This window comes from Tolumonas osonensis (assembly GCF_014202415.1).
GTDB classification, from domain to species: domain Bacteria; phylum Pseudomonadota; class Gammaproteobacteria; order Enterobacterales; family Aeromonadaceae; genus Tolumonas; species Tolumonas osonensis.
In genome coordinates, this window is the sequence record NZ_JACHGR010000002.1 from 146,369 (window position 1) to 171,037 (window position 24,669).

At 46.9% G+C, this 24,669-nt stretch carries 22 protein-coding genes; 14 read left to right on the forward strand and 8 right to left on the reverse strand.

Going from position 1 to position 24,669, the window contains the following annotated elements; genetic code table 11:
- Positions 1–59: 59 nt before the first annotated feature.
- Positions 60–962: a LysR family transcriptional regulator gene (locus tag HNR75_RS03110; RefSeq protein ID WP_188025567.1), complete on the reverse strand. Its 903-nt coding sequence runs from the start codon at positions 960–962 to the stop codon at positions 60–62.
- Between the two features lie 107 nt (positions 963–1,069).
- On the opposite strand from HNR75_RS03110, the gene HNR75_RS03115 reads away from it, so the two are divergent.
- Positions 1,070–1,372 carry a monooxygenase gene (locus HNR75_RS03115; protein WP_343043237.1) on the forward strand — a complete coding sequence of 101 codons (303 nt, stop codon included), beginning with the start codon at positions 1,070–1,072 and terminating at the stop codon, positions 1,370–1,372.
- 91 nt (positions 1,373–1,463) lie between these two features.
- Here the strand turns inward: HNR75_RS03115 and HNR75_RS03120 are convergent, their stop codons facing one another.
- The gene (locus tag HNR75_RS03120; RefSeq protein WP_188025568.1) at positions 1,464–1,946 is read right to left on the reverse strand and encodes an NAD(+) diphosphatase; all 483 of its coding nucleotides are present in this window, start codon (positions 1,944–1,946) and stop codon (positions 1,464–1,466) included.
- Positions 1,947–2,008: 62 nt separating this feature from the next.
- Positions 2,009–3,025: a TDT family transporter gene (locus HNR75_RS03125; RefSeq protein WP_188025569.1), complete on the reverse strand. Its 1,017-nt coding sequence runs from the start codon at positions 3,023–3,025 to the stop codon at positions 2,009–2,011.
- 81 nt (positions 3,026–3,106) lie between these two features.
- Between HNR75_RS03125 and pdxR the strand changes: the two genes are divergently transcribed.
- Together pdxR and HNR75_RS03135 are read left to right on the forward strand one after the other, a co-directional pair.
- The gene (gene pdxR, locus HNR75_RS03130; protein WP_188025570.1) at positions 3,107–4,498 is read left to right on the forward strand and encodes a MocR-like pyridoxine biosynthesis transcription factor PdxR; all 1,392 of its coding nucleotides are present in this window, start codon (positions 3,107–3,109) and stop codon (positions 4,496–4,498) included.
- A gap of 97 nt (positions 4,499–4,595) precedes the next feature.
- Positions 4,596–5,849: an MgtC/SapB family protein gene (locus HNR75_RS03135; RefSeq protein ID WP_188025571.1), complete on the forward strand. Its 1,254-nt coding sequence runs from the start codon at positions 4,596–4,598 to the stop codon at positions 5,847–5,849.
- Between the two features lie 72 nt (positions 5,850–5,921).
- Here HNR75_RS03135 and HNR75_RS03140 read toward each other — a convergent pair whose 3' ends face one another.
- The gene (locus HNR75_RS03140) at positions 5,922–7,070 is read right to left on the reverse strand and encodes an iron-containing alcohol dehydrogenase (RefSeq protein ID WP_188025572.1); all 1,149 of its coding nucleotides are present in this window, start codon (positions 7,068–7,070) and stop codon (positions 5,922–5,924) included.
- Between the two features lie 246 nt (positions 7,071–7,316).
- Between HNR75_RS03140 and HNR75_RS03145 the strand changes: the two genes are divergently transcribed.
- The 6 genes from HNR75_RS03145 (at position 7,317) to HNR75_RS03170 (ending at position 14,925) form a co-directional block, all read left to right on the forward strand.
- Complete coding sequence (locus tag HNR75_RS03145; RefSeq protein WP_188025573.1) at positions 7,317–8,210, forward strand: LysR family transcriptional regulator; 894 nt, start codon at positions 7,317–7,319, stop codon at positions 8,208–8,210.
- A gap of 98 nt (positions 8,211–8,308) precedes the next feature.
- On the forward strand, positions 8,309–9,316 hold the full coding sequence (locus HNR75_RS03150; RefSeq protein WP_188025574.1) for an aldo/keto reductase: 1,008 nt from the start codon (positions 8,309–8,311) through the stop codon (positions 9,314–9,316).
- A gap of 81 nt (positions 9,317–9,397) precedes the next feature.
- Entirely contained in the window at positions 9,398–10,333 is a 936-nt protein-coding gene (locus HNR75_RS03155; protein WP_188025575.1) for a bifunctional helix-turn-helix transcriptional regulator/GNAT family N-acetyltransferase, read from the forward strand.
- Positions 10,334–10,369: 36 nt separating this feature from the next.
- The gene (locus HNR75_RS03160) at positions 10,370–11,212 is read left to right on the forward strand and encodes a hypothetical protein (RefSeq protein WP_188025576.1); all 843 of its coding nucleotides are present in this window, start codon (positions 10,370–10,372) and stop codon (positions 11,210–11,212) included.
- A 275-nt stretch (positions 11,213–11,487) separates the two neighbouring features.
- Positions 11,488–11,871, forward strand: a complete 384-nt coding sequence (locus tag HNR75_RS03165) for a hypothetical protein (RefSeq protein ID WP_188025577.1) — start codon at positions 11,488–11,490, stop codon at positions 11,869–11,871.
- 144 nt (positions 11,872–12,015) lie between these two features.
- Entirely contained in the window at positions 12,016–14,925 is a 2,910-nt protein-coding gene (locus HNR75_RS03170) for an HD domain-containing phosphohydrolase (RefSeq protein WP_188025578.1), read from the forward strand.
- A 36-nt stretch (positions 14,926–14,961) separates the two neighbouring features.
- On the opposite strand, the gene HNR75_RS03175 is transcribed toward HNR75_RS03170, so the two are convergent.
- Positions 14,962–16,257, reverse strand: a complete 1,296-nt coding sequence (locus HNR75_RS03175; RefSeq protein ID WP_188025579.1) for a tyrosine-type recombinase/integrase — start codon at positions 16,255–16,257, stop codon at positions 14,962–14,964.
- Positions 16,258–16,377: 120 nt separating this feature from the next.
- On the opposite strand from HNR75_RS03175, the gene HNR75_RS03180 reads away from it, so the two are divergent.
- From HNR75_RS03180 to HNR75_RS03195, 4 genes are all read left to right on the forward strand, one after another.
- Positions 16,378–17,574: an amino acid aminotransferase gene (locus tag HNR75_RS03180; RefSeq protein ID WP_188025580.1), complete on the forward strand. Its 1,197-nt coding sequence runs from the start codon at positions 16,378–16,380 to the stop codon at positions 17,572–17,574.
- Between the two features lie 275 nt (positions 17,575–17,849).
- Entirely contained in the window at positions 17,850–18,455 is a 606-nt protein-coding gene (locus tag HNR75_RS03185; RefSeq protein ID WP_188025581.1) for an NAD(P)H-dependent oxidoreductase, read from the forward strand.
- Positions 18,456–18,500: 45 nt separating this feature from the next.
- The gene (locus tag HNR75_RS03190; RefSeq protein ID WP_188025582.1) at positions 18,501–19,121 is read left to right on the forward strand and encodes an HD domain-containing protein; all 621 of its coding nucleotides are present in this window, start codon (positions 18,501–18,503) and stop codon (positions 19,119–19,121) included.
- A gap of 207 nt (positions 19,122–19,328) precedes the next feature.
- Positions 19,329–20,069 (forward strand): DeoR/GlpR family DNA-binding transcription regulator, encoded by a 741-nt coding sequence (locus HNR75_RS03195; RefSeq protein ID WP_188025583.1) that lies wholly within the window; start codon positions 19,329–19,331, stop codon positions 20,067–20,069.
- 49 nt (positions 20,070–20,118) lie between these two features.
- Here the strand turns inward: HNR75_RS03195 and dcd are convergent, their stop codons facing one another.
- The 3 genes from dcd to apbC all read right to left on the reverse strand — a co-directional run bounded on the left by dcd (position 20,119) and on the right by apbC (position 22,512).
- A complete protein-coding gene (gene dcd / locus HNR75_RS03200) occupies positions 20,119–20,700 on the reverse strand; it encodes a dCTP deaminase (protein ID WP_188025584.1) in 582 nt (193 codons plus the stop codon).
- A 20-nt stretch (positions 20,701–20,720) separates the two neighbouring features.
- Positions 20,721–21,365, reverse strand: a complete 645-nt coding sequence (gene udk / locus HNR75_RS03205; protein WP_188025585.1) for a uridine kinase — start codon at positions 21,363–21,365, stop codon at positions 20,721–20,723.
- A 73-nt stretch (positions 21,366–21,438) separates the two neighbouring features.
- Positions 21,439–22,512, reverse strand: a complete 1,074-nt coding sequence (gene apbC / locus HNR75_RS03210; protein ID WP_188025586.1) for an iron-sulfur cluster carrier protein ApbC — start codon at positions 22,510–22,512, stop codon at positions 21,439–21,441.
- A gap of 126 nt (positions 22,513–22,638) precedes the next feature.
- Between apbC and metG the strand changes: the two genes are divergently transcribed.
- Positions 22,639–24,669: a methionine--tRNA ligase gene (gene metG / locus HNR75_RS03215; RefSeq protein ID WP_188025587.1), complete on the forward strand. Its 2,031-nt coding sequence runs from the start codon at positions 22,639–22,641 to the stop codon at positions 24,667–24,669.

Below are 24,669 nucleotides of genomic sequence, written 5' to 3' on the forward strand. Positions count from 1 at the left end.
CGTCAATAATGAATCGCCACTGATCTCTGTCTGATCAGTGGCGATTTTGTTTATTCAGTTCAGCCCTGATTCAACCGCTCACAAGCATCGGCAAGCAGGATGTCATACAGTAAATTGGCGGCTATCCCTGTTTGTCCACCTTTCGGCGCAACAAGATGCACAGGAACTTGATAGCGGGAACCGCCCTGTAACGGTAAACGAACTATTTCCGACGTGTCTAATTCTTCCAGCATATGATCCGGAATCCGGCAAAAGCCAAGCCCTGCATTGACGGCTTGCCAGGCATGATCAAAATTATCGACGGTCAGACGTCGCTGCGATTTCAACCAGCCGACATTTTGTTCCTCAGGCTTATCAATTGCCCCCAAATCGCGGATAACTATCTGCGTTTCTGTCAGTAAATCATCATTACCTATCAGTTCCTTTCCGGCCAGAGGATGATGGCGCGATACCACCGGGATCATAGAGACGACACCAAATGCTTCCGCCAGATGGTTTTCGACAGGTAAGTTCACGATGGCAATATCAGCCAGCCGGTTTTTAACTGCGGCTTGTGTGCTAGATAAATTCGTTTCACGGATCTGAACCGATGTCCCTCTATTGTTTGCGAAAAACGTTTGTAAAGGACGGTACAACCAACGCCGGCAGCACAGGTGATCGATAGAAATCGTAATTTCAGACTCCATCCCCTGGGACAATTGTGCCCCAATGGCTTCCAGCTCCCGTGCCTGATCAAGCATGGGAACCGCTCTGCGCAGTAGTGTTTTGGCATGCTCCGTCAGAACCGATTTTCGTCCCTCGACCTTGATAAGCGAAACACCAAGCTGGTTTTCCAGTTTTTTGATTGCGTAGATCAACGTCGTGTGACTTTTGTTCAAGGTATTCGACGCTGCCTGAATGCTCCCGGCTTTATCTACTTCGACAAGCGTAAGCCATTGCTCTAAGGTCGATCTTAATTTCATGGTCGATTTTATAGACATAAAAGGTCAGTTTATTGAACTTTATTGTATGTTTTTTCGAGATAAGATGGCTACAGATCGCGAACACTTATGAAGAAAGGTAACGTATTGTGAAAAAACTACTACAGCTGTATTTCGCATTTAATGGTCCATTTGGTCAGGAAATGTCTGATGGATTAAAAGACCTGGCCGAATCTATCAATAACGAACCTGGGTTCATCTGGAAAATTTGGACTGAAAATAAAGAAGCAAAAGAAGCGGGTGGCATTTATCTCTTCGAGAGCGAAGAAACCGCACTGGCCTATCTTGAAAAGCATACCGCACGTCTGAAGACGTTTGGCGTTGAACAGATTTTCAGCAAGGTTTTTGATATCAACGAACCACTGACCAAAATCAATAAAGCGACAATCTAATCCAATATATAGAAAGGACTGATATGAATTTCAGTCCTTTCCGATCCGGAATTTTTCAGTTTCTTCGAGCATTAGCTGGTGGATGATTACTCTAATCCTTCAATGCATTAAGGAGGAACCGCTCAGCCAGACTGCCTTTTTTAATCACGTTTTTTGCTTCATGAATGCTGAACCAATCCGCTTTATCTATTTCATGATTAATGTTGCTTAAATCCTCGCTATCAACCACACAACAGTAATTAAAAATCAGCGTATTGGATTTCTCATAATATTCACTTTTCATATAGCGATGATGAATAACTGTCAGGCCAGTTTCTTCTTTAATTTCCCGGATCATCGTTTGTTCCGCGTTTTCACCTCGCGTAATGTAACCGGCGACCAGGATGTAATCCGGGCGTCCGTATTGTTGGATCAACAAGATTTTATCTTCGGTTTTATTGAACACGATACAGCTGACGGCGGTACTGAAGATGGGGAACCGGAAGGTATTACACTGGCCGCAAAAAGGCACCAGGCCTTCATGATCACAGATTTTCTCGGTTAATGCGGTTCCACATTCGTAGCAGTGTTTCATGAGCCATCCTTAAAGAACGGGCAGCACAGCACTGCCCATACATATTTACGCATGGTAGAAATCTACCGCAGAATTGATGACCGGTTTAATGATTTTTTGCCGGATAGCGAAATCGCCGAATCCATCACTAAGCATTTAACAGCCGATACAGAAACCAGTACAACAATCGTTGTTGCCAACCCTAGCGCGATCCATGCCTGGTATAGGTTATAAGGATCTGGCGTTTGATGGTAAATCCGCAGCAGTGAAGACGACAACGCTGCCGCCGGAAAGGTAAATGCCCATAATGCTCTGGAGAATTGTTTTATCCGGAAATGGCGGAACATGCTGATAGTCACGGCCGCAAAAAACAACGCTGCATACGACAATAACTGCATCAGCACATTGGCTGTATCAGGATAATTGTAAAGCCCGACCGAGATGACAGCAGGAGCTGAAATCAGGATAGCGATACTTGGAACGATATGCGGTTCTGTCTCGGGTTTGCTTATTATGAGTTTTCCTAAAATGATGGGTGTGAATAGCATCCAGCAAACGATCGCGGACATCAGCAAGGCATAACTGAACGTACCGTAACCTAAAGGCACGCCGGCAAAACAGGGCGATGCATTGCCAACCATGGGAATCAACCAGGCAGGGCTCACGTTCTGCAGTATTATTTTTGTGGTTAACCAGCGCCGTACAGCCAAGGTAATAAAAAGAACCTGAAGTAATACCGTCGGCCACCAAATCACTAATGCAGCGAAGTTGCTGTAAGGCAAAACACCAATAGACAGTAACGAACCAGATATGGTGAATGTCGGGAAAAAGTTAAACCGGTCATGATCCATCCATTCTGATCTGATCAACTGAGGCGCCATCAGAAGACGGGCAAGATTCAGTGCGTTCAGCATGATAAATATTGAAAGCGCTATAAAAATGCATGTCTCTCCAATCACCTGCGGCCACTGAAAACACTGCGCGGCGAAGCGCCAGGCAAGCCCTAACCCTGTAATGCCCATCACACTGGCATATAAATCAAATCTCATTTTTTCCAACAAGCTAACCATCGAAAGTCCTGTAAAAGCAGTGATCCACAAATGACTGTTTGCGGTTATATTGGTACATACAAAACAGATCTGATAGGTCCAATTTGAGAGAAAAATTGGCGGAGTGAAGGGATGCTTACAATCAGAATTGATGAAAAACCGGAGGCATTACCGTTTTATTTACAGATAAAACTGCAAATCTGCGATCAAATCCGGTCCGGCGCATTACCCGCAGGCACCAGACTGCCATCCAGCCGGGGGCTCGCGCATCAGTTACAGATCGCTCGGGGTTCTGTTGTCAGGGCTTATGAAGAGTTGTGTCAGGAAGGGCTATGCACGAGTGGCGTCGGTATTGGTACGCTGGTTTGTGAACATCAGAATCAACCTGACATGGCTGGCCAGACGGATACACAAGCATCAACGTTACAGGTCCCTGATGAACCGCTGAACTCAGGATCCGGGCTGATCTCACTGCTACCTAGTCTGGCGACGACAGAATATCTACCAAAAAGTGAGTTACGGAAGGGGTTTGATCGGGTGCTTCGATATTCCTCCCGTCTGACGGCCTTTAATGAAAGTGCAGGGGACCACCGGCTACGCCAACTCATTTGTGAAAAGCTATTGCCTGAACGCAGTATCCGCGCCCAGCCACAAAATGTCCTGATTGTTCCCGGTACGCAATATGGTTCAATGCTGATCGCGCTGACATTGAATAAACACCGATCTGATTTGCATTTTGGTGAACCTGGCTATCTTGATATCGCCCGTAATTTCTCCCGGTTCGGTTTTTCTCTGAAAGCGCATCCAATGGATAATAACGGGATCATTCTTGATTCCCAGTTAGGCAAGAATGACGTGCTTTATCTCATGCCCGAACACCATTTCCCGCAATGCATCACCCTGAGTGAAAAACGACGGCAGGAAATCAGCCATCAATTGGTGAATAACGGATTAATGCTTATTGAGGATGATTATGACAGCGAATTTTACTATGAGCGTATGCCTTTACCGGCACTGAAATCTCAGCAGGGGCATGAAAACATTATCTACTCCGGCACCTTTTCTAAAACATTATTCAACAGTCTTAGGCTTGGCTATCTTGTTGCTGAAGCTGACCTTATTCAGGAAATGGCCTCACTGCACTGGAGCCTGTCGAGAGGTACCAGCGGTTTATTACAACATTGGGTCGCCGAGCTACTGGCAGCCGGGACACTGACAAAACATACGCAGCGAATGCGAACTGTGTATCAACGTAAACGGGATAAGGTTGCAGAACTGTTAGCCCACCGTTGCCCTGAATGGCAATTTGATGTCCCGAAGGGCGGATTACAATTTTTCGTCAACGTGGGATCACCGGAAATGGCAGACCAAATCATAGCAAAGTGCCGGGACATGAATATCCGGATGGCACATCCTTCAAACTACGTTTTGCATGATAAATCACTGATGAACTTTATTATTATAGGTTTTGGCTCCGCATCGCTGTCTGATATAGAAAAGAGTATTGAGGAGCTGTTGTTATAGATGCAGCAGCTCATGGGTGTGAAAATATACTGCTATATTCAATTCAGAGCATAAAAACAATCGCTATTATTAGTTGCTAACCGAATGAGGATAATTTATGAAATATCTCATGTGGTTACCTTCAGAAGGAGAACGTATGCTTTTTGTTCTCTTCCTTTCTTTTCTTATTGGATTTGAACGGGAGGAGCGTAAATCAAGCAACTATGTTTTCGGCGGCGTTCGTGTCTTTCCATTAATAGGACTCATTGGCTATTCTATAGCGGCTCTCTCGGATGGCGTGCTGTTACCACAAATACTGGGTTTTGCAGTAATTTCGGGGTTCTTATGGATATCATATTGGCATAAGTTGACCGGTTCCGGATATCCGGGCGTCGCCACAGAGATGTCCGGTTTAGTAACCTATATCGTTGGTGTTATGGTTTATCGCGAGATGTTCTGGATTGCCACCGCATTAACCGTCGTCTGCGTTTTATTACTAGAATTAAAGACCCGGCTGGAAACTTTAGCGCAAACAATTGAACCAACAGATATCCTTAATTTTTCTAAATTCTTACTTTTATCCGCCGTCATTTTACCCTTGTTACCTGATGAACCATTCAGCGAGTTTCAACTCAATCCTTTCAAAATCTGGCTGGTTGTCGTTGCAGTAAGTGCCGTTTCATATGGCAGCTATGTTTTACAGCGGCTAACCAAAGGCCAGGGAGGGGTGATCCTTGCCGCTCTGCTTGGCGGGGCCTATTCGTCAACAGTAACAACGATTGTACTGGCCCGGCGCTCAAAACAAGAAGGGCAGGACTACCTGTTTTCAGGGGGAATTCTAATTGCATCTGGCGTCATGTATCTGCGTCTTGCCATTCTGCTTGCCTTGTTCAACAGAGATCTGATGTTCAGGTTAACACCGTCATTTCTGGGGTTAGCCGTAGTTGCAATTACAACAGGTTGGTTATGGACAAAACGGGAAAAGGCGACCGTTTTGAAACCGCAGGACACATTCAATACGAATAAGAATCCTCTTGAAATCGGCACTGCGATTCTGTTCGGCATACTCTTCGTCGCGATGTTGGTTGCAACGCGTCTGGCAGTTGATCATTTTGGACACTACGGGGTTTATGCATTGGCTTCTTTGATGGGAGTGACTGATGTGGATCCGTTCATCATGGGGATGACCCAGACTGACCCGGCATTGACACCTTTGGATGTGGCTGCTTCGGGGATACTGGTAGCGGCAGCAAGCAACAATATTGCCAAGGGGGTTTATGCATATACGTTATCTTCTTCGAAAGCGGGCATGCAGAGTCTGCTCTTTTTGGTGTTTTTATCCGCCCTGGGTTTGATCCCGTTGTTATTATGATTTTTCCCGTAAATGCCGCTCACCTTAAGTGAACGGCATTCTTCCCGGTTTCAGCACATTTTACCGGTCGAACTAAAACGCATTCTCCAGAATTTCTGTACTGACTTCCCTAGTGTAGATATCTGCAACACCAAAATAACTGGCATTACCCAATACATTTTCCAGAATAACCGGCAGTTCAGAAGACGCAATATTAAACTGTGACAAACGGGTAGGCGTGCCCACCTTATTGAACCAGTTTTCCAAAGCTTCAATGCCTTCAATAGCGGTTGATTTACCAAAGATCTCACGGGCAAAACGCTCAAACTGCTGCGGATTTTTGGTGTGATACCACTTCATCCAGGCCGGCATCACCACCGATAAACCAGCTCCGTGCGGCACGTTATACAGTGCAGACAACGAATGCTCGATCATGTGATTCGGGTAGCTAAAACCCGCCGTACCGGAATAAATCAACCCATTCAGTGCTTGCGTTGATGCCCAGGCAAATTCGGCACGCGCCGCGTAATTGAGCGGATCTTCAATCAGAATTTCTGTCGTTTCGATAACAGTTTTGATGATCGACTCAACCAGACGAGACTGGAAGTGCGGTTGCACGGCAGCCGTAAAATAACCTTCGATGGAGTGTGCGATGATATCCGCCGCCGAATAGACCAGATAATCCTTTGTGACCGTCTGCATCAGCGCCGGATTCACCACAGACACTTTCGGGAATAACGCAGGCGCATTGATCGCGAATTTTTCTTTGGTTGCTTCATTGGTAACGACTGCACCGCAATTCATTTCACTGCCGGTAGCGGCCAGCGTCAGAATATCAAAAACCGGTAACGCTGCGGTGATGGGGCTTTTACCAAGGAACAGATCCCAGACATCGCCATCATACTTCACGCCAGCGGCAATCGCTTTTGAGCTATCCAGCACAGAACCGCCGCCAACGCTTAATATTGCGTCAACATTGTTTGCTCTGGCGACTTCGATACCTTCATAGACTTTTGATAAAACCGGATTACTGACGATGCCGCCGAATTCCACCCATTCAATCTGATTGGTTTGCAGTGAGCGGCTAACAACATCAAACAGACCATCTCTTTTGATACGGTCGCTACCGAACGTCAATAACACTTTTTTGACACCATGACTGGCCAGATGCTGACCAATCTGTTTTTCTTTGTCTTTACCAAAATCGAGAACGGTAGGGTTATGAAAGGTAAAACTTTCCATGCGTAAAATCCTCTTGATACGTTTTTATCCGTCAATAATTACATAGTTTTATTGCTCACCTGTTAATGATAAATAATGGAATGAATTAACCCGGTTTTCGGAATAATCCTGGATGTCACTCTGTGATACGATTCTCATAATAGTGGTATTTATGAAATCCGCTCATAAGTCTATTCAGTAATTGCCCATTGTGATTGCGCCCGAAAAGCATTGAGATATCACGGTATCTCTAGACTGGTTGCATCAATGCTTTCTAAATCTGAATTATTGCGTGTCTTTGTGGTTGCCGCGGGCTCCAACACGTTCCGTGAGGCTGCGGATAAACTGAATATGTCCCCGCAGTCTGTATCCCGGGTGATCAAAACGCTGGAGCAAACCTATGGCGAATTGTTATTTCACCGTAGCACCCGAACCATCAAGATCACCAAGTTCGGCGAACAGTTGCTATCCCATGCCGCGCATGCCCTTGAGGTTGTCAACGACGTTTTCCTGTTTGGTCAGCAAAACAACCATCATGACGAGTTAAGCGGCAATATCACCATCACCACCCCCAGTGTCATTGGCAGAGACTATCTGTATCCATTAATAAGGGATTTTCAGAAGAAATATCCGAAAATACATGTTGATATCAGAGCATCCAATAACTTCAGTCATCTGGTGGATGAACAAATTGATATCGGCATCAGGGTAGGGAAGATTCAAAACAATGGGTTTATTGTAAAGAAAGTGAGTGAAATACAGTTTTTCCTGGTCGCTTCACCTGAATTGATTGAAAAATTTGGTTCTCCTCAACATACCGATGACCTGAAAAAGTTACCCGCCGTTGAATTGATTAATAGTAACTCTGGCAAGGGATGGCCCTGGTTATTTAAAAATAACATCGCCATTCATCCTGAAAATGTGCATTTCAGAACCGATGACGCCGAAATAGAACATTTGGCGATCCTGGATGGTTTAGGCTTCGGGCAGATCTCAGACTGGATCGCCAATGCTGATATTCAAAACGGTCGTTTGATTCGCCTTCTGGAAGATTCAGAGCCGGAACCGTGGGATGTCTATGTGTACCGGCCACAACGAGGACCAGTCCCGGCAAGGGTCAGGTTGTTATACGACAGTATTGTTGAGCATCTTAATTCATGAATGTCACTCATGAGAGCAATCGCAATCCAGGCCATTAATCAAAACGCCCGTCTGTTCATAATAGTCCCGTTGAAATAACCAACCATCGGGACGTTATGATGAAATACAGAGAATTAGGTAAAACCGGAATCAAGCTTTCTGGTATTGGTCTGGGCTGTATGGGCATGAGTGCTGCCTATGGCACGCCGGATAACGAAGAAAGTATTGCAACCTTATATCGCTCACTGGAATTAAGCATCAATTTCTGGGATACCGCCGATATCTATGGCAACAATCATTCCAACGAGAAATTATTAGCTCAGGTATTGAAAGAAAAACGGGATCAGATTTTTCTGGCTACCAAGTTTGGTTTTGCGCTGAATGAAGGCTTTACCGACAGCTTTCAACCGGGAGCAACCTACCTGAATGGCAAACCGGATTATGTGAAAAAAGCGGTGGAGGGCAGTCTGCAGCGGCTAGGGGTTGATCATATTGATCTTTATTATCTGCACCGCGTTGATCCGAACACCCCGATTGAAGAAACCGTGAGTGCCATGGCGGATTTAGTGAAAGAAGGCAAGGTTCGTTATCTCGGTTTAAGTGAATGCACCACAGAGCATTTGCAACGGGCAATGAGTATTCATCCAATCACGGCAGTCCAGAGTGAGTATTCGGTGCTGACTCGTACACCAGAAGAAAACGGTATTCTGGCGTTAACCAAAGAGTTGGGTGTCGCATTTGTTCCATTTGCACCGATGAGCCGCGGCCTGATGACGGCAACTGTTAACGTGAATGAACTGGAGGCCAATGATTTCCGCACCCGCTTGCCACGTTATCAGGGAGAATATCTGGATAATAACCAGAAACTGGCGGCTGCTTTTGCTGCGTTTGCCAAAGAAAAAGGGGCAACAGCCGCTCAGCTGGCTATCGCATGGGTGATTGCACAAGGCGATCATATTATTCCGATCCCTGGTACCAAACGCCGTAAGTATCTGGAAGAAAATGCCGCTGCTATCGACCTGACTTTGACGCAAGCCGATTTAGCCCGTATTCAGGCGATTGTGAATGAATTCCCGCTGACCGGCCCTCGTTACAGTTCTAATGAGAATAAATTTGTAAATAAGTAATTTTGCACTGCGTTATTTTGCTGTTATATTGAAAATGGTTACCACTGTTAACTATATTTGATATATATGAGAGAGCAGGCAATGCGCACTGAAGAAATAGAAATGTTCCGGACTTCGCTACGCGAAATGGTTCGCGAGTTAGGTATGTTAAACCGTAACAGTAGTGGGACAGATTTATCACCCCTTCAGAGCCATGTCCTTATTGAACTCAATAAAAACCCTGCTGGCGTAACTGAGCTAGCTCAACGGCTTTGTACAGAAAAATCAAGCATTAGCAGAACAATACGCAGCTTAGAAAAAGTGGGCCTTGTGTTTAGAATGCAAGATAAACAAGATGGTCGTGCTGCAAACTTTCGTTTATCTGAATCCGGATCCAAGGCTCATGAAACAATTAACAATAATGCGAATGCATTCATTTCAGATGCGCTGCTATTAGCCTCAGAAAGTGAAATAGAGAGTATTACTAGCAATGTTATAGGGCTGACTAGTGCCCTGAAAAACGCCCGTAAGCAAAGAGAGTTGAATATCGTGATCAGACCGATTACCGCTGCTGACAACGATCATATTGCAGAGGTAATACGCAAAAGCTTTAGAGATAATAAAATCGATCATCTTGAAGGCGTCAGCCTGCACGATCCCGTCCTTTCTAATCTTACTGACGCATACAAAGCAGAAAAATCAGGTTACTGGGTGGCCATTGCCAATGGTACGTTAGTAGGAGGGGTTGGTATTGCGCAGCTTCAAGGCGCGGGCGAAGAATATTGTGAAATGCAAAAATTATATTTGGATAAAAGTGTTATCGGTATTGGCCTGGGAAGACGCCTGATTGCTTTATCTATCGAGAAGGCAAAAGAATTCGGCTATAGCTATTGTTATCTTGAAACACTGAATGAGCTAAGTTCCGCAGTTTCACTGTATGAATCATTCGGATTTAAACACCTCGATGGTCGTCTCGGCAATACAGGCCATGGAGGCTGTGGAATTTGTATGCTTAAGGCGCTGAGTAATATTATCTGAACGGAAAACAGCATAAAAAGAAGGGAAGGCGGCTTAATGGATTCTGTCACACTCATTTCACTTGGCAGTGCCATGTTATCGCTGATAGCCATTGCAGTCAGCGTGTTCACTTTTCATAAATCGAAAAAACTGAGCCACGATATCGCCGTTCAAACACATCTGAACGATTACAAACAAACCGTTAAGCAGCTATGGCAGCAAAGTAGGCCAGTCATAGAACAAATTGATACCATTCTGAACGATGAATATGAGCTGAATAAAATCGGGAAACACTTTGATGATCTGGAATCAAAATCAGAATATGCCAATAGCAAGCCGCTGCGGCATACGTTCTATGATTTACATTCCAGCTGTATTGCAGAAATAGAGCCTGCACTTAACACTGAAAACCCCAATTATTATCGAAAAATCAAATCGTTACCAGATATCAGTCTTGACATAAAACCATTTCTGAAAACCGGCAAGTTCGGCAAAACAGTGACGTTCGATATTCTTAAAACCAGACAAGGTGCAAAAGCTTACGCCATTCTCAATAACGTTAATAAAGATGAATTAATGGAAATCGACAGGTTAATCATCGATAAAATTACCGAAGCATTCTGCATCTACACAATCAATAAAGAACGCATCGACCAGTGGCATGCGCAGCTAACCGGGTTAAGACAAGAAAACGAATTCGACAAATTCAGCATCAAAGAGAATGACAGGCTATACGCCCGGGTAAACGTGATGGTAAATACGTTCTCATTTTTACAATCGGCTGAACTGGCTTGCGTACTGAATAGCAGACACGACAACCATTTTGATATGGGCTGTGTATTACATAGCGCAGTGATGATGAGCCTGTTTAGCAAACTGGCAAGGCAATACATCTCTTAAAGAACAAACATGTCGCGCTACGTGAAAAAGTGCGCACAACCATAGCCAAACTCAGAAACTTTTCACGTAGGAACGCGTCAGCGATCTGCTGAACATAGCAATCCAGGGAAAATCAGAACGATTAAGAACAGAAACAGAGCGGGAAGGATGTGTCGCTTTCAACTTGGGTAGTTAATTTAACATAATATACATTATGCGAAATTGATATATATTATGATATGATGGGTATTCAATCAATACCGTCCTTCGGGTTAACTATGATTACAGAGGTTACCATGTCACAGACTTCTCATGAGCCTGCTTCAAATTACATGGCTAAAGGTTTTTTCTTTGCGCTTGGTTTTGTTCCGGTGTTTCTGGTTTTATCCGGACTGACATCCTGGTTCAGTTACAAAATCATCATGCATGAACTGACAGTCCAGCTTGATACCGCACTAACAAACACACAAATTCAACAACAGCATTTGCAGCAAAACATCGAGCGTCACATTAAACCAGATGCACAGAAGCCTCAATCAGTCGCTCAGATTAGTGAAGCACCACAACTCAGCGCTCAGGAAAAACAGGAAAGAAACTGTAATCTGGCCATTATCCGTTATTCCCAGACTAACTCGCCGGAAGATAAAAAACAGGTCTATGCGCTGTGCCCTGAACAGTAGAAATACCAGAATTAATCTGACCCGTTCAGCTTTGAGACATCCACAAAGGTGAAAATGTTGTAACCCTTTGATTTTATGCCGATAAATTGCGTTATCGGCATTGTTGTATATACTCAGATAAAGAGATCCGGAACCGGCATCCTTATGCGAAACAGAATCCCCCTTTATGTTCATATCGCAACCCTGTTTTTCTTATTGTTCCTGGTGTTGGGTTGCGCGCTGGTTTTTCAGGGATATCAGCAAACCCTCTCTGGTAATTTTAGACACGAACAGCAGAACTTCGCCCATCAGAGCACTGAGGTTGAACAATTACTGCAGCTCACTATCCGCCCTGCCAGTACCTCACTGCTCCTGTTCAGCCATTCTCATATAGCAACAGCGCAGACTCTGGAACAACGTCTTTCCGACCTGCCCCAGTTCACCGAGTTACTACGCAGTAATGAAGCCTTATCTGCTATTTATATAGGTTACAGTAACGGTGATTTCTTCCTGATCCGCAAATTTAATGCTGAAACACGGCTGTCTCTGCAGGAAAAACCACCGGAAAACGCAGCTTTTCTGGTACAGAGCATTGATAAAAAAGGAGAAATTCGGGAAGGCCGTTTCCTGTTCTATGATGCCGGATTACGGCTAATAGAATCCCGGACTATGCCAGATTACAACTTCGATCCCCGAACCCGTATCTGGTATCAGGAGGCACTACAGAATGACGGGGTTGTTATGTCCCGCCCTTATATTTTTTATACCACCCGGGAGCCCGGAAGTACGCTGGCCATAAAATCCGGCTCCAGCCAGGCCGTCATTGGTGCCGACCTTAGCATCCAGCATTTGTCCCAATTGCTGGCTAAAATGCCCCGTCCCCAAGGCAGCGAACTGGTTATGTTTGATGATCAGGGACAATTAATCGCGACAGCACAGGAGTCTGTCAGTAATTTTCAAGAGACGAGTACCCTCCCTCAGCTCGATTCGCTTAACATCCCGGTTCTGAAGAAATTACATGAGGAAGTCTCCCGGCAGAAACTTGTCATCGGAACCCGGCAGGAACTCAGTCTGCGACTGGATAACAATAATCTCTGGATGGGTTATCTGACCGCCATGTCATCAGGCAGCGGACATCTCTACTATCTCAGTTTCCTGCTCCCGGCTGATACGCTCTATGCGCCAGCAAGAAAAAATGCGCTGGAAAGTACATATACTCTTACTTTTATTCTGCTGATTATGTTACCCGGCATCTGGTATGTGGCAAAACGCACTACTCGTCCTTTATCCGTATTAAGACGTGAAATTGATGCGATCCGGAATTTCGATTTTGAAGGCGAACGGGAGTTCAGTTCACGCATTCTGGAAATCAGTGACCTGGCCGATGCCATGACCGGAATGCGGCAAACCATGCGGAACTTCATTTCGATCGATAAGGCATTGGGCGCCGAGCACAAATTTGATCCTCTGCTGACTCGTATTCTGCAGGAAACACTCAAGGCGATTGCTGCCAGCGGCGGTATTATCTATCTGAAACAGGACAAAGATAAACGCATGGAACCTGCCCGGGCATTCTGGCAGCAAAATGAAATCACCACGCTTTCCGGATTTTCGGTCTCCGAGGAACATACCCTGTTGCCGGCAGTAAATGGGCGCCGGATCGTTCATCTCGCTGAGGAGGCCGACTGGTTACGCGATTTTGAATCTCTCGCACCATTTAATGAGCACTATTTGTTAGTGGCTGAACCCTTGCTCAATCATCGCAAAGACGTGATTGGCATACTGGTGGTGATATTGCTTCACAATCACGAATTGCAGGACGTGAATGCCAGGATCAATCTTATCGGCGCGCTGTCCGGAACCGCTGCCGTGGCAATCGGAGCGCAACGGCTCATTGAAGAACAGAAACAATTACTGGAATCGTTCATTGCGCTGGTTGCTGGTGCGATCGATGCCAAAAGTGCTTACACAGGCGGACACTGTCAGCGTGTTCCGGAGTTAACCCGTTTGCTGGCGCAGGCCGCCTGTGATCAGCAGGAAGGCCCTTTTGCTGATTACCATCTTGATGATGAACAATGGGAAGCCATACACATTGCCAGTTGGCTGCATGATTGCGGTAAGGTCACCACACCGGAATATGTGGTCGATAAGGCTACCAAGCTGGAAATGCTTTATGACCGGATCCATGAAATACGGATGCGTTTTGAAGTACTCAAGCGTGATGCGCATATTGCCGCCTTGAATTCGGCATTATCCGATGCGCAGCGGCAAGTTATCACCGCCTCCTTAGAACCCATCTGGAAAGAACTGGATGACGATTTTGCCTTTATCGCCGAGTGTAATCTGGGTAGTGAGGTGATGGCGCCGGAACGAATCGATCGTCTGCAACGGATAGCCCGTCGTCAATGGATGAGAACGCTGAGTGATCGATCAGGCGTGTCGCACGAAGAGTTGCAACGCAAAATGCAGACCCCGGTACAACCACTTCCCTGCCCGGAACCGCTGCTGGCTGATCGGCCGGAGCATCTGATCCCCCGCCCCTTGTCAGAACAGCTTACTGACGATAATCCATGGGGATTCAAGGTGCAGGTGCCGGAATATCTCTATAACCGCGGTGAACTGTATAGTCTGTCGGTGACACACGGCACACTGACTGATGAAGAGCGCTACAAGATAAATCAGCATATTATCCAGACCATCATCATGCTGAATAAGTTGCCATTCCCGCAACATCTGCAGAATGTTCCGGAAATAGCGGGCGGACATCATGAAAAGATGGATGGCAGCGGCTATCCGCGACGCCTCACCAAAGACGAATTAAGCATTCCCGCCCGCATGATTGCGGTCGCAGATATTTTCGAAGCGCTCACAGCCAGAGATCGTCCGTATAAACCCGGAAAACCGATCAGCGAAGCGCTCCTGCTGATGCGCCGCATGGTGCAGGAAAATCATATTGATCGGGAACTGTTTATCCTGTTCGTGCAGAGTGACGTCTGGCGTCATTACGCAGAACAATCTCTGCCGCCGGAACAGCTGGATCATGTTGATAAATCTGCTCTTTTAGTCGGCATTTAATGACAACAGCCACCCGATCTCCGGTGATAGATTATATTATATCCCCCGCAATCGGTTGAGTTGTTTACCGGCCGCAGTTTCATGACGCTCCGTCCTGGTGGTATGCAGATACTGGGACGTTGTATCAATACTGTCATGCCCGGCATCCGCCTGCACATGGGCTAGCGGGCGTCCATTCAGGTTAATGTCATGGGTGATCCCGGTGTGACGGATACTGTGCGGTGTCATTTGCCGCATTTCCTGCGCATCCTGTTCAAAACCATCGGCTTGCGCCAGATCGGCCGCAGTCTGGATCAGGAAATTGATCTCGTCGCGCAATTGCCGGATACCCAGATTGGCATTTCGCAGACCAGCATCCCGGCCGCGTCCGGCTGCACGGTGACGCGAAAAAAGCGGCGTACTTTCATTCGGTGTCGGTAAGGCAGGCAAACGCAAAAACGTCCGGTAACGCTGCAGTGCATTCAATAACTGATTGGACACCGCAACCGTCCGCCGTTTCCCGCCTTTACTGACCGGGATAAAAAATCCCCAGACACCACTGTGACTGTCCCGCCGGAACTGCCCCATCACCGGGGAAAATCCCGGACGAGCCGCCACCTCCGAAATACGCAGATAGCAGCTGTACATCAGGCTCACCAGAAATAAGGTTCTTTCATGTAAATCCGGCTGTTCACCGGCCATTTTTTCTGCTGCCGACATCACATAAGACCACTGTAACTCACTGAAAGATTTTATGCTTTCATCATCATCGAAGCTATGTACCTTCATGGGTTGCGACGCAAAACGGCTGTGCTTCATCCACATCATCGCCGGATTCCGCTCGGTATATTCCTCGTTAATCAGATATCCATAGAATGCGGATAATATTGCCATTTTTGTTTTCAGCGCCTTATCGCTGAGGGCATACGGCAGGATCGCGCCATTATCTTTCTTACCCAGAAACGGTCGCCATAAAGGATTAGGCGCCCGGTCACCCCACTCTTTACTGGTGACGAACTGAGCGACATTACGGTACGCAATCAGTTCAGCCGGTGGATTAAGGCAATACTCAACGTAACGGTTCATCATCCGGCGGTTAATTTCAGCCACCGAGATACCTTCCTTATCAAAACACCAGTGCAGAAAGGTGGTGAGTTCACTGCGGTATGTTTTGTAATTGTTTTCGTTAAAACGCTGTTCAGAAAGCCAGTCAACGGCATGTTCGTAAACCAGTGCCGCGTCATTTACCCGATTGATCGTCACTTCAGCGACATACTGATTAACATTCGGATTCCCTTCATCCAGATACTGGATGGAATCAAAAAGCGGAATTACAGGGGGAAGATCTTGCATCGCTGCTTCGGAAGTTGTCTGCATTTTTATGTAAAGGTAAAGAGATATGAACTGATGGATGTATATGAGGATGTTATGATACCGCCATTTCAGTGATAACCCCCTATCTGGAGTCATTTAATGTTCCAACACGTTGATATGTATGCTGGTGATCCAATTCTGTCACTGGTTGATACATTTAAGAAAGATCCCCGCGCAGAGAAAGTGAATTTAGGTATTGGTATTTACTACGATGATGCCGGCAACATCCCTGTATTGCCTTCTGTTCAGCAGGCTGAAACCGATATCGCTCAATCCGTGATCCCACGTGTCTATCTGCCGATGGAAGGCTCTCCGGCTTACCGCACCGCTATCCAGCATCTGCTGTTCGGAAAAGATAACGCTGTGTTAAAAGCGGGCCGTGTTGCATCTATTCAATCTCTGGGCGGCTCTGGCGCACTGAAAGTTGGCGCAGATTTTCTGCATAAATATTTCCCGACAAGCGAAATGTGGGTCAGCGATCCTACCTGGGACAACCACCACGCGATTTTCCAGGGTGCCGGGATCCAGACCCACACCTACCCTTATTATGATGACGTCACTGGCGGTATCAAATTCAATGCCATGCTGGACACTTTCCAGTCGCTGCCGGAACAAAGCATTGTTCTGATGCACCCTTGCTGCCATAACCCGACCGGTGTCGATTTATCCCGCGACCAATGGGCGGCCTTACTGCCAGTGATGAAAGAGCGCAAACTGATCCCGTTCCTTGATATCGCTTATCAGGGTTTCGGTGATTCACTGACTGAGGATGTTTTCGCCCTGCAGATGCTGATTGATGCGGATATCAGCTTCTTCGTCAGCAACTCGTTCTCCAAAAACCTGTCTTTATACAGTGAACGTTGTGGCGGCTTGTCAGTGATCTGCCCGACTGCAGAAGAAGCGGAACGCGTACTGGGTCAGCTGAAACTGACCGTCAGAAAAAATTACTCCAGCCCGCCAAGCCACGGTGCTCTCGTCGTCACAGATGTGCTGACCAAGCCAGAATTACGTGCGACATGGGAAGCGGAAGTCGCTGAAATGCGCGACCGCATCAAAGCCATGCGCCAGAAGCTGTATGAAACCCTGACCGCCAAAGTGCCGGGCAAAGACTTCAGCTACATGATCAAACAGCGCGGCATGTTCAGCTATACCGGTCTGACGCCGGAACAGGTCGATCGTCTGCGTGAAGAGTTTGCCGTTTATCTGGTCCGTACCGGTCGTATGTGTGTTGCCGGCCTGAATACCAGCAATGTGGAGTATGTCGCCAACGCCATGGCGGCAGTATTACAGGATTAATATGTAATAAATTGCCGGAATCCCGCTCCAGGGCACGGATTCCGGCACCTTCCGATGTCAAACGAATAAAGTTGTCACAATCTTATTCCAATGTTATCCACTGAAATTGTGGATAAAAGGTCATACCACCTCTGTGCCATGCCCCCTTTCCTTGGGTAGTTATCAACAATCATTCTAATTAATAGAAAGATTGGCTCTATTTTTTGCCATTTTATTCCTATAAATAGAATGTAAAGTATCAATCAAGGCGCTATGCCAATACAGAGGAATAAAAAATGAGCAATGTTTTAGTAATTCAATCAAGTATTCTCGGTCCTTATTCACAATCAGCAAAATTGCTGGACAATTTTGCTGTCGAATGGAAACAAAAATATCCGGCAGACAACATCACTGTTCGTGATCTGGCCGCGAATCCGTTGCCTGTACTGGATGGCGAAGTGATTGCCGGTTTTTCTGGTAATGGCGAACTGAATGCGCGTCAGAAGGAAGTACTTGAGCTTTCAAACAATCTGATTGAAGAAGTTAAAGCAGCTGATTTCGTTGTTGTTGCTGTGCCTATGTACAACTTCGGTATTCCGGTACAGCTGAAAACCTGGATTGACCTGATTTGCCGCGCCGGTGTGACTTTCTCTTATTCCGAAACCGGCCCACGCGGTCACCTGACAGGCAAAAAAGTACTGATCGTTACAACTACCGGCGGTGCGCACCGTAATACCGCAACGGATCTGGCACTGGCGCATGCGCAGGCAGTGCTGGGCCTGATTGGCATGCAAGATATCACTGTTGCTTATGCAGAAGCACTGAACATGGGCCCTGAAGCGCAGGAACGTGGTCTGGCTGAAGCAACAAAAGCCATTCAGGGATTTATCGCTGCACATTAATTAATGTTATGCTGAGAGAAGTCTTTCTTTTCTCAGCATTTTTCTATGGCAACGACGTCAGAAACCTCTTTTCGATCCGCAATTGAAGCGTATATTCGTCAGCACGCACTTCCTGTAGACAAGTACAGTCATCAGCCACGTTTATATGCTCTGGCACTCAGTCTGGCGCAATCTGCCAATCTCTCTTTTGATGATGAAATTTTACATGCTGCCGTCTGGTTGCATGATCTGGGCGTATTTGAAGGACACCGCCCTGACAGCCCCGAATTACTGGCAAAATGGGACAACGTAGCCTACGCCTGTCAGGTTCTTCCTGCCCTGCTCCAAAGCTGGCATTTCCCTTCTGAGAAAATCCCTGCCGTCATCGATTGTATTCGCCAGCATGCGGCACCATGCCGTCCGGATTCACCGGAAGCGATCCTGTTACATGACGCGGATTTGCTCGAGCAACTGGGCGCCGTAGGTATCATGCGGACATTGTGCAAAGTCGGACGCGATACCCGATATGATACGCATGGCAAAGCAGTCGACGTACTGGTTTTCGCACTTAACCTGCCCGATTTTCTGCTGTTATCTGAAGCAAAAGTGCTGGCCGAAAAGCGGGTAGCGACGTTACAACAGTTTATCCATTCCCTTGCAGATGAAACATTCGGGGTTTCATACTGAATATTTTGTGGGCTTATGCAAAGCCGATCACAGGAGATGAGGGATTTATTTGACCAACATCTACCTTTAAAAAACCAATAGATGTTTATATGAGCTGGGGTCGATGAAGTCAAAAACTCCAGATACAGTAGTGGATGCCAGCATAACCAACAAAATCAATATACTGTCATTCGTATCATGAGCACATTCAGTGGCGAGAAGCATTTTATGCATCCAAGACATTCAGTTATTTTAGAGCTGGTTAACAGCACAGGGCGGATCAGCGTGGTGGATTTATCCTCGCAACTCGGCGTTTCCGAGGTCACCATCCGTCAGGACCTGACACAACTGGAAAACCAGGGTTTTCTGAAGCGGGTACACGGTGCCGCTACGGTGCTTGACAGCGAAGATCCCGAGCATCGCTTGTGGACAAACAGCAAAATCAAACAGGATATTGCCAACTATGCCTATTCGCTAATCGGGCGTGATGATTGTGTGCTGATTGAAGGCGGTAGTGTGAATGTCATGCTGGCAAAATTATTGGCAGATCGATCTGACGTCACGATTATCACGTCCAGTTCCTATATTGCGCACCAGTTACGGGCCAGCAAAGCCGAGATCATTCTGCTGGGCGGACAATATCAGACCAGCAGTGAAAGCCTGGTCGGGCCATTAACCCGGTTGTGTATTGAGCATGTGCATTTCAGCAAAGCATTTATCGGGGTGGACGGCTTTGATGTTCAGACCGGATTCACCAACCGCAACATGATGCGGGCAGATATCGCGAATGCCATTCTGAATAAACATCAGGAAGTTTTTGTTCTGACCGATTCCAGTAAATTCGGGCGAATTCATCCGGCGGCGATCGGCCCGACTTCGCTGATCAAGCATGTCATCACTGATAAACATGCCCCGGAAAATGCCCTGCAGTGGCTAAAAAAGGAAGGGGTTCAGGTTCACGTCATCTGACGACCAAATGAAAAGCCCCTTGCGGGGCTTTCGTTTTAATCCTGGCGTTTTAATCCTGATCGATACGGCTTGCTACCGCACCCTGCTGACTCTTGTATTTTGCATTGGTCCGTTTGTTATACGGACGTGCCGCCGGGCCAGACATGGTTTCAAAGTTCAGCGCGCCGATCACCATCCCCGGACGCAGTGCCAGCGGTAAGCGACCACCATTATAGAATTCCAGTACGATACGGCCAGACCAGCCCGGATCGATACGGTGTGCTGTCACGTGCACCATCAGCCCCAGACGCGCCAGTGAAGAACGACCATCCAGCCAGCCCACAATATTATCCGGCAACGTGACAGACTCATACGTCACCGCCAGCGCCAATTCACCCGGATGCAGAATAAATACATCACCATCATTGATGTAGATTTCATCACTCATCACACGGTCAATCGCGGCTGAAACTTCTTCTTTCGGGCCACTCAGATCAATATAAGGTGCTGTATGTGCCTGAAAAACACGAAATTCATTGCCAAGCAGTACATCGACACTGACACCGCTAATACGCGAGCTGTCAGGACGCGGCTCAATCACGATTTTACCTTCTTCAAGGTGCTGCTCTATGTCGCGATCACAAAGACGCATGTTTTCTCCAGAATAAATAATCAGCTCAGTAATAAATGACGGATCCGCGATTTCAGCATTTCAATCGCGATACGGTTACGGCCACCACGCGGAATAATAATATCGGCATATTGTTTCGATGGCTCAATAAATTGTAAAAACATCGGACGTACGGTTTTCTGATATTGTTCCAGCACCGAGTCCATGGTCCGTCCGCGTTCCTGTACATCACGGGCCAAACGACGAACCAGACAGATATCCAGCGGCGTATCCATAAAGATACTGACGTTCAGTAACTTGCGCAGCGACGAATCATTCAGCAGCAGAATACCTTCCAGGATAATAATCCGTTTGGGCGTGAAGTGAATTGTCCGGTCTGTGCGGGTATGTTCGGAGTAAGAATAGGTCGGAATATCCACCGCATTACCCGAAATCAGCTGTTTCAGATGTTCCGCCAGCAAGGCATGATCAAATGCCGCAGGATGGTCATAATTTGTTTTAACACGTTCAGCCATCGGTAAATGGCTTTGATCCTTGTAATAACAATCTTCCGTGATCACACCTATCTGATCTTCACCAAGCTCAGCAGTCAGTTCATTGTATATCGTTCTGGCGATCAGACTTTTACCTGACGCAGATGCACCAGCAATACCTATGATGACGCACTCAGAATGTTTATCAGACATGAATAAATCTCTTTTTTGTTATTTCAGGCGGCGCATTATATATAAATCACCACCTGAAATAACATGTCATTGCCTAGCTATTCACGGTAAAAATAGTGCCGGGCTCGGTTTTTCCCGAAAAATAAAGCGAAGAAGCAATTTTTCTCGCTATCCGCTTATAAGTGGCAGCGAGCTTACCATTAGGATCTGACACTACGATTGGCGTACCATCATCCGATTGTTCACGGATATGAATATGCAGCGGTATCTGTCCCAACAACTCAATACCATACTGCTCAGCGACTTTGCTGCCGCCGCCTTCTCCAAAAATTTTCTCTTTATGTCCACATTTGCTGCAGATGTGATAACTCATGTTTTCAATGATACCCAACACAGGAATATGCACTTTTTCAAACATGGCGATACCTTTTCTGGCATCAATCAACGCCAGATCCTGCGGTGTGGTAATCACCACGGCAGCGGTGGTAGGCACCTGCTGAGCAATCGTCAGTTGAATGTCGCCCGTGCCCGGCGGTAAATCCACAACCAGATAATCCAGCTCGCCCCAGCGGGTATCATACAGAATCTGCGAAAGCGCTTTACTGGCCATCGGACCACGCCAGACAGCAGCCTCGCTCTCCGGCACCAGAAAACCAATGCTGTTACAAACGACAGAATGCGCTTTAACCGGACGCATGTGCTTTTCATCAATAATTTCGGGATGTGCACCGGCTTTACCAAGCAACATCGGGATGGATGGGCCATAAATATCTGCGTCCAGTAAACCGACTTTCGCGCCTTCCTGATGCAGTGCCAAAGCCAGATTGACTGCCGTCGTTGATTTCCCTACCCCGCCTTTTCCTGAACTGACCGCAATAATGTTTTTAACCCCCGCAATCGGCGGAACCCCATTTTTGCGGGCGATGGTTTCTACCTGAATATCAAAATGCCACCACACCCGGCTGATATCAGCAACCTGACGGATTCGTTCATCAAGTACCTCCTGGATTTCGTTTTCCCAGGTCAGGCCGGCAAAAGGCAACTGAATATAGATATGCAGCTTCCGGTCGATGAGCTCGGTTTTTTTCACAAAACCGGCAGAAACCAAATCTTTATCCCAGGACGCGGGTTTAAATTCACTTAACAACTGATGGACAGTTTCAATCACAAAGACCCCCTCTAATGGAGTAAATCACTGATAAATGCTCGAGATAAAAGGCATTGAGCCTAGGCAGTCAGCGCTTAATTCAGGTAACATTGCCATTATTTCCATTCAAAACAAAGTCCGAACACTATGTCTAGCGCATCAAGAAATATTCTGGTTACCTGTGCCTTACCTTACGCCAACGGTTCTATTCATCTCGGTCATATGCTGGAGCACATCCAGGCAGATATCTGGGTTCGCTTTCAGCGCATGCGCGGCCATAACATTCATTTTATTTGTGCTGATGACGCCCATGGCACGCCGATCATGCTGAAAGCACAGCAACTGGGTATTACACCGGAAGAAATGATTGCAGCGGTTTCCCAGGAGCATCAGACCGATTTCGCCGGCTTCAAAATCAGTTTTGACAACTATCATTCCACGCACAGTGATGAAAACCGTCAGTTTGCTGAGTCTATCTATACGAAACTGAAAGAGAACGGGTTCATCAAGAGCAGAACTATTTCTCAGCTTTTCGATCCAGAAAAGACCATGTTCCTGCCGGATCGCTTTGTAAAAGGCACTTGTCCAAAATGTAAGGCACCGGATCAATACGGTGATAACTGTGAAGTGTGTGGCGCAACTTACAGCCCGACCGAACTGATCAATCCTAAATCAGCTGTATCAGGCGCAACGCCGGTCATGAAAGATACCGAGCATTATTTCTTCGACCTGCCGCAGTTTGCTGACATGCTGAAAGCATGGACTACCTCTGGTGCCCTGCAGGATGAAATTGCCAACAAACTGAACGAATGGTTCACCTCTGGTCTGCAGCAGTGGGATATCACCCGTGATGCGCCTTACTTTGGTTTTGAAATCCCGGACGCACCAGGCAAATATTTCTATGTATGGCTGGATGCGCCTATCGGCTACATGGGCTCATTCAAGAATCTTTGTAACAAACGTGGCGACATCGATTTTGATGCCTTCTGGGGTGAAAACAGCGATGCGGAACTGTATCACTTCATCGGTAAAGACATCGTTTACTTCCACAGTTTGTTCTGGCCAGCCATGCTGCACGGTTCTGGCTATCGCAAGCCAAGCAACGTTTTCGTACATGGTTATGTGACCGTCAACGGTGCCAAGATGTCCAAGTCCCGTGGTACGTTCATTAAAGCATCCACTTACCTGCAACATCTGGATCCCGAATGTCTGCGTTATTACTACGCGGCCAAACTGAACAACCGTATCGATGATCTGGACCTGAATCTGGAAGATTTCGTTGCCCGTGTTAACAGTGACGTCGTGAACAAACTGGTTAACCTGGCATCCCGTACCGCCAGCTTCATCTGCAAACGTTTTGACGGCAAACTGGCCGATACACTGTCTGAACCTGCGCTGTTTAAAACCTTCACCGATGCCAGCGAGCGTATTGCTGAGGCGTATGAAAAACGCGAATACAGCCGTGCCATCCGTGACATTATGGCGCTGGCGGATGAAGCTAACCGTTATGTTGACGAAAAAGCACCCTGGGTTATCGCCAAACAGGAAGGTCAGGAAGCAGAACTGTCTGCTGTCTGTTCAACCACGATTAACCTGTTCCGCGTGTTAATGACTTACCTGAAACCAGTCATGCCTGAGCTGGCCGCCCGCGCCGAATCGTTCCTGAATGTCACGCTGAACTGGGCAGATATTGAACAGCCGCTGCTGGCGCATACCGTTTCGCCATTTAAAGCACTGTTTACCCGTGTTGATCCGGTGAAAGTGGCCGCGATGGTTGAAGCATCGAAAGAAGAAGCTCAGGCAGCCGCTGCGCCTAAAGTAACCGGCCCGCTGGCAGACGAACCTATCGCCCCCGAAATTACTTATGACGATTTCGCTAAACTTGATCTGCGCGTCGCTCTGATCAAGAAGGCTGAAGCCGTACCGGAAGCAGATAAACTGCTGCGTCTGCAGCTTGATCTGGGCGGTGAAGTTCGTCAGGTATTTGCTGGTATCAAATCCGCCTATTCTCCTGAACAACTGGAAGGTAAACTGACCGTGATGGTCGCAAACCTGGCTCCACGTAAAATGCGTTTTGGTATGTCCGAAGGCATGGTTTTAGCTGCCGGCCCGGGTGGAAAAGATCTGTTTATTCTCGAACCTCATGCAGGCGCTCAGCCAGGCATGCGTGTGAAATAA

Coding starts and splice junctions, on each gene's coding strand:
- HNR75_RS03135 (WP_188025571.1), top strand. CDS start 4,596: ATGAAATATCTCATGTGGTTACCTTCAGAAGGAGAACGTATGCTTTTT.
- udk (WP_188025585.1), bottom strand. CDS start 21,365: ATGTCTGATAAACATTCTGAGTGCGTCATCATAGGTATTGCTGGTGCA.
- HNR75_RS03160 (WP_188025576.1), top strand. CDS start 10,370: ATGGATTCTGTCACACTCATTTCACTTGGCAGTGCCATGTTATCGCTG.
- HNR75_RS03165 (WP_188025577.1), top strand. CDS start 11,488: ATGTCACAGACTTCTCATGAGCCTGCTTCAAATTACATGGCTAAAGGT.
- HNR75_RS03195 (WP_188025583.1), top strand. CDS start 19,329: ATGCATCCAAGACATTCAGTTATTTTAGAGCTGGTTAACAGCACAGGG.
- HNR75_RS03120 (WP_188025568.1), bottom strand. CDS start 1,946: ATGAAACACTGCTACGAATGTGGAACCGCATTAACCGAGAAAATCTGT.
- HNR75_RS03170 (WP_188025578.1), top strand. CDS start 12,016: ATGCGAAACAGAATCCCCCTTTATGTTCATATCGCAACCCTGTTTTTC.
- HNR75_RS03190 (WP_188025582.1), top strand. CDS start 18,501: ATGGCAACGACGTCAGAAACCTCTTTTCGATCCGCAATTGAAGCGTAT.
- metG (WP_188025587.1), top strand. CDS start 22,639: ATGTCTAGCGCATCAAGAAATATTCTGGTTACCTGTGCCTTACCTTAC.
- HNR75_RS03110 (WP_188025567.1), bottom strand. CDS start 962: ATGAAATTAAGATCGACCTTAGAGCAATGGCTTACGCTTGTCGAAGTA.
- pdxR (WP_188025570.1), top strand. CDS start 3,107: ATGCTTACAATCAGAATTGATGAAAAACCGGAGGCATTACCGTTTTAT.
- HNR75_RS03155 (WP_188025575.1), top strand. CDS start 9,398: ATGCGCACTGAAGAAATAGAAATGTTCCGGACTTCGCTACGCGAAATG.
- HNR75_RS03140 (WP_188025572.1), bottom strand. CDS start 7,070: ATGGAAAGTTTTACCTTTCATAACCCTACCGTTCTCGATTTTGGTAAA.
- HNR75_RS03175 (WP_188025579.1), bottom strand. CDS start 16,257: ATGCAAGATCTTCCCCCTGTAATTCCGCTTTTTGATTCCATCCAGTAT.
- HNR75_RS03180 (WP_188025580.1), top strand. CDS start 16,378: ATGTTCCAACACGTTGATATGTATGCTGGTGATCCAATTCTGTCACTG.
- dcd (WP_188025584.1), bottom strand. CDS start 20,700: ATGCGTCTTTGTGATCGCGACATAGAGCAGCACCTTGAAGAAGGTAAA.
- HNR75_RS03150 (WP_188025574.1), top strand. CDS start 8,309: ATGAAATACAGAGAATTAGGTAAAACCGGAATCAAGCTTTCTGGTATT.
- HNR75_RS03145 (WP_188025573.1), top strand. CDS start 7,317: ATGCTTTCTAAATCTGAATTATTGCGTGTCTTTGTGGTTGCCGCGGGC.
- HNR75_RS03185 (WP_188025581.1), top strand. CDS start 17,850: ATGAGCAATGTTTTAGTAATTCAATCAAGTATTCTCGGTCCTTATTCA.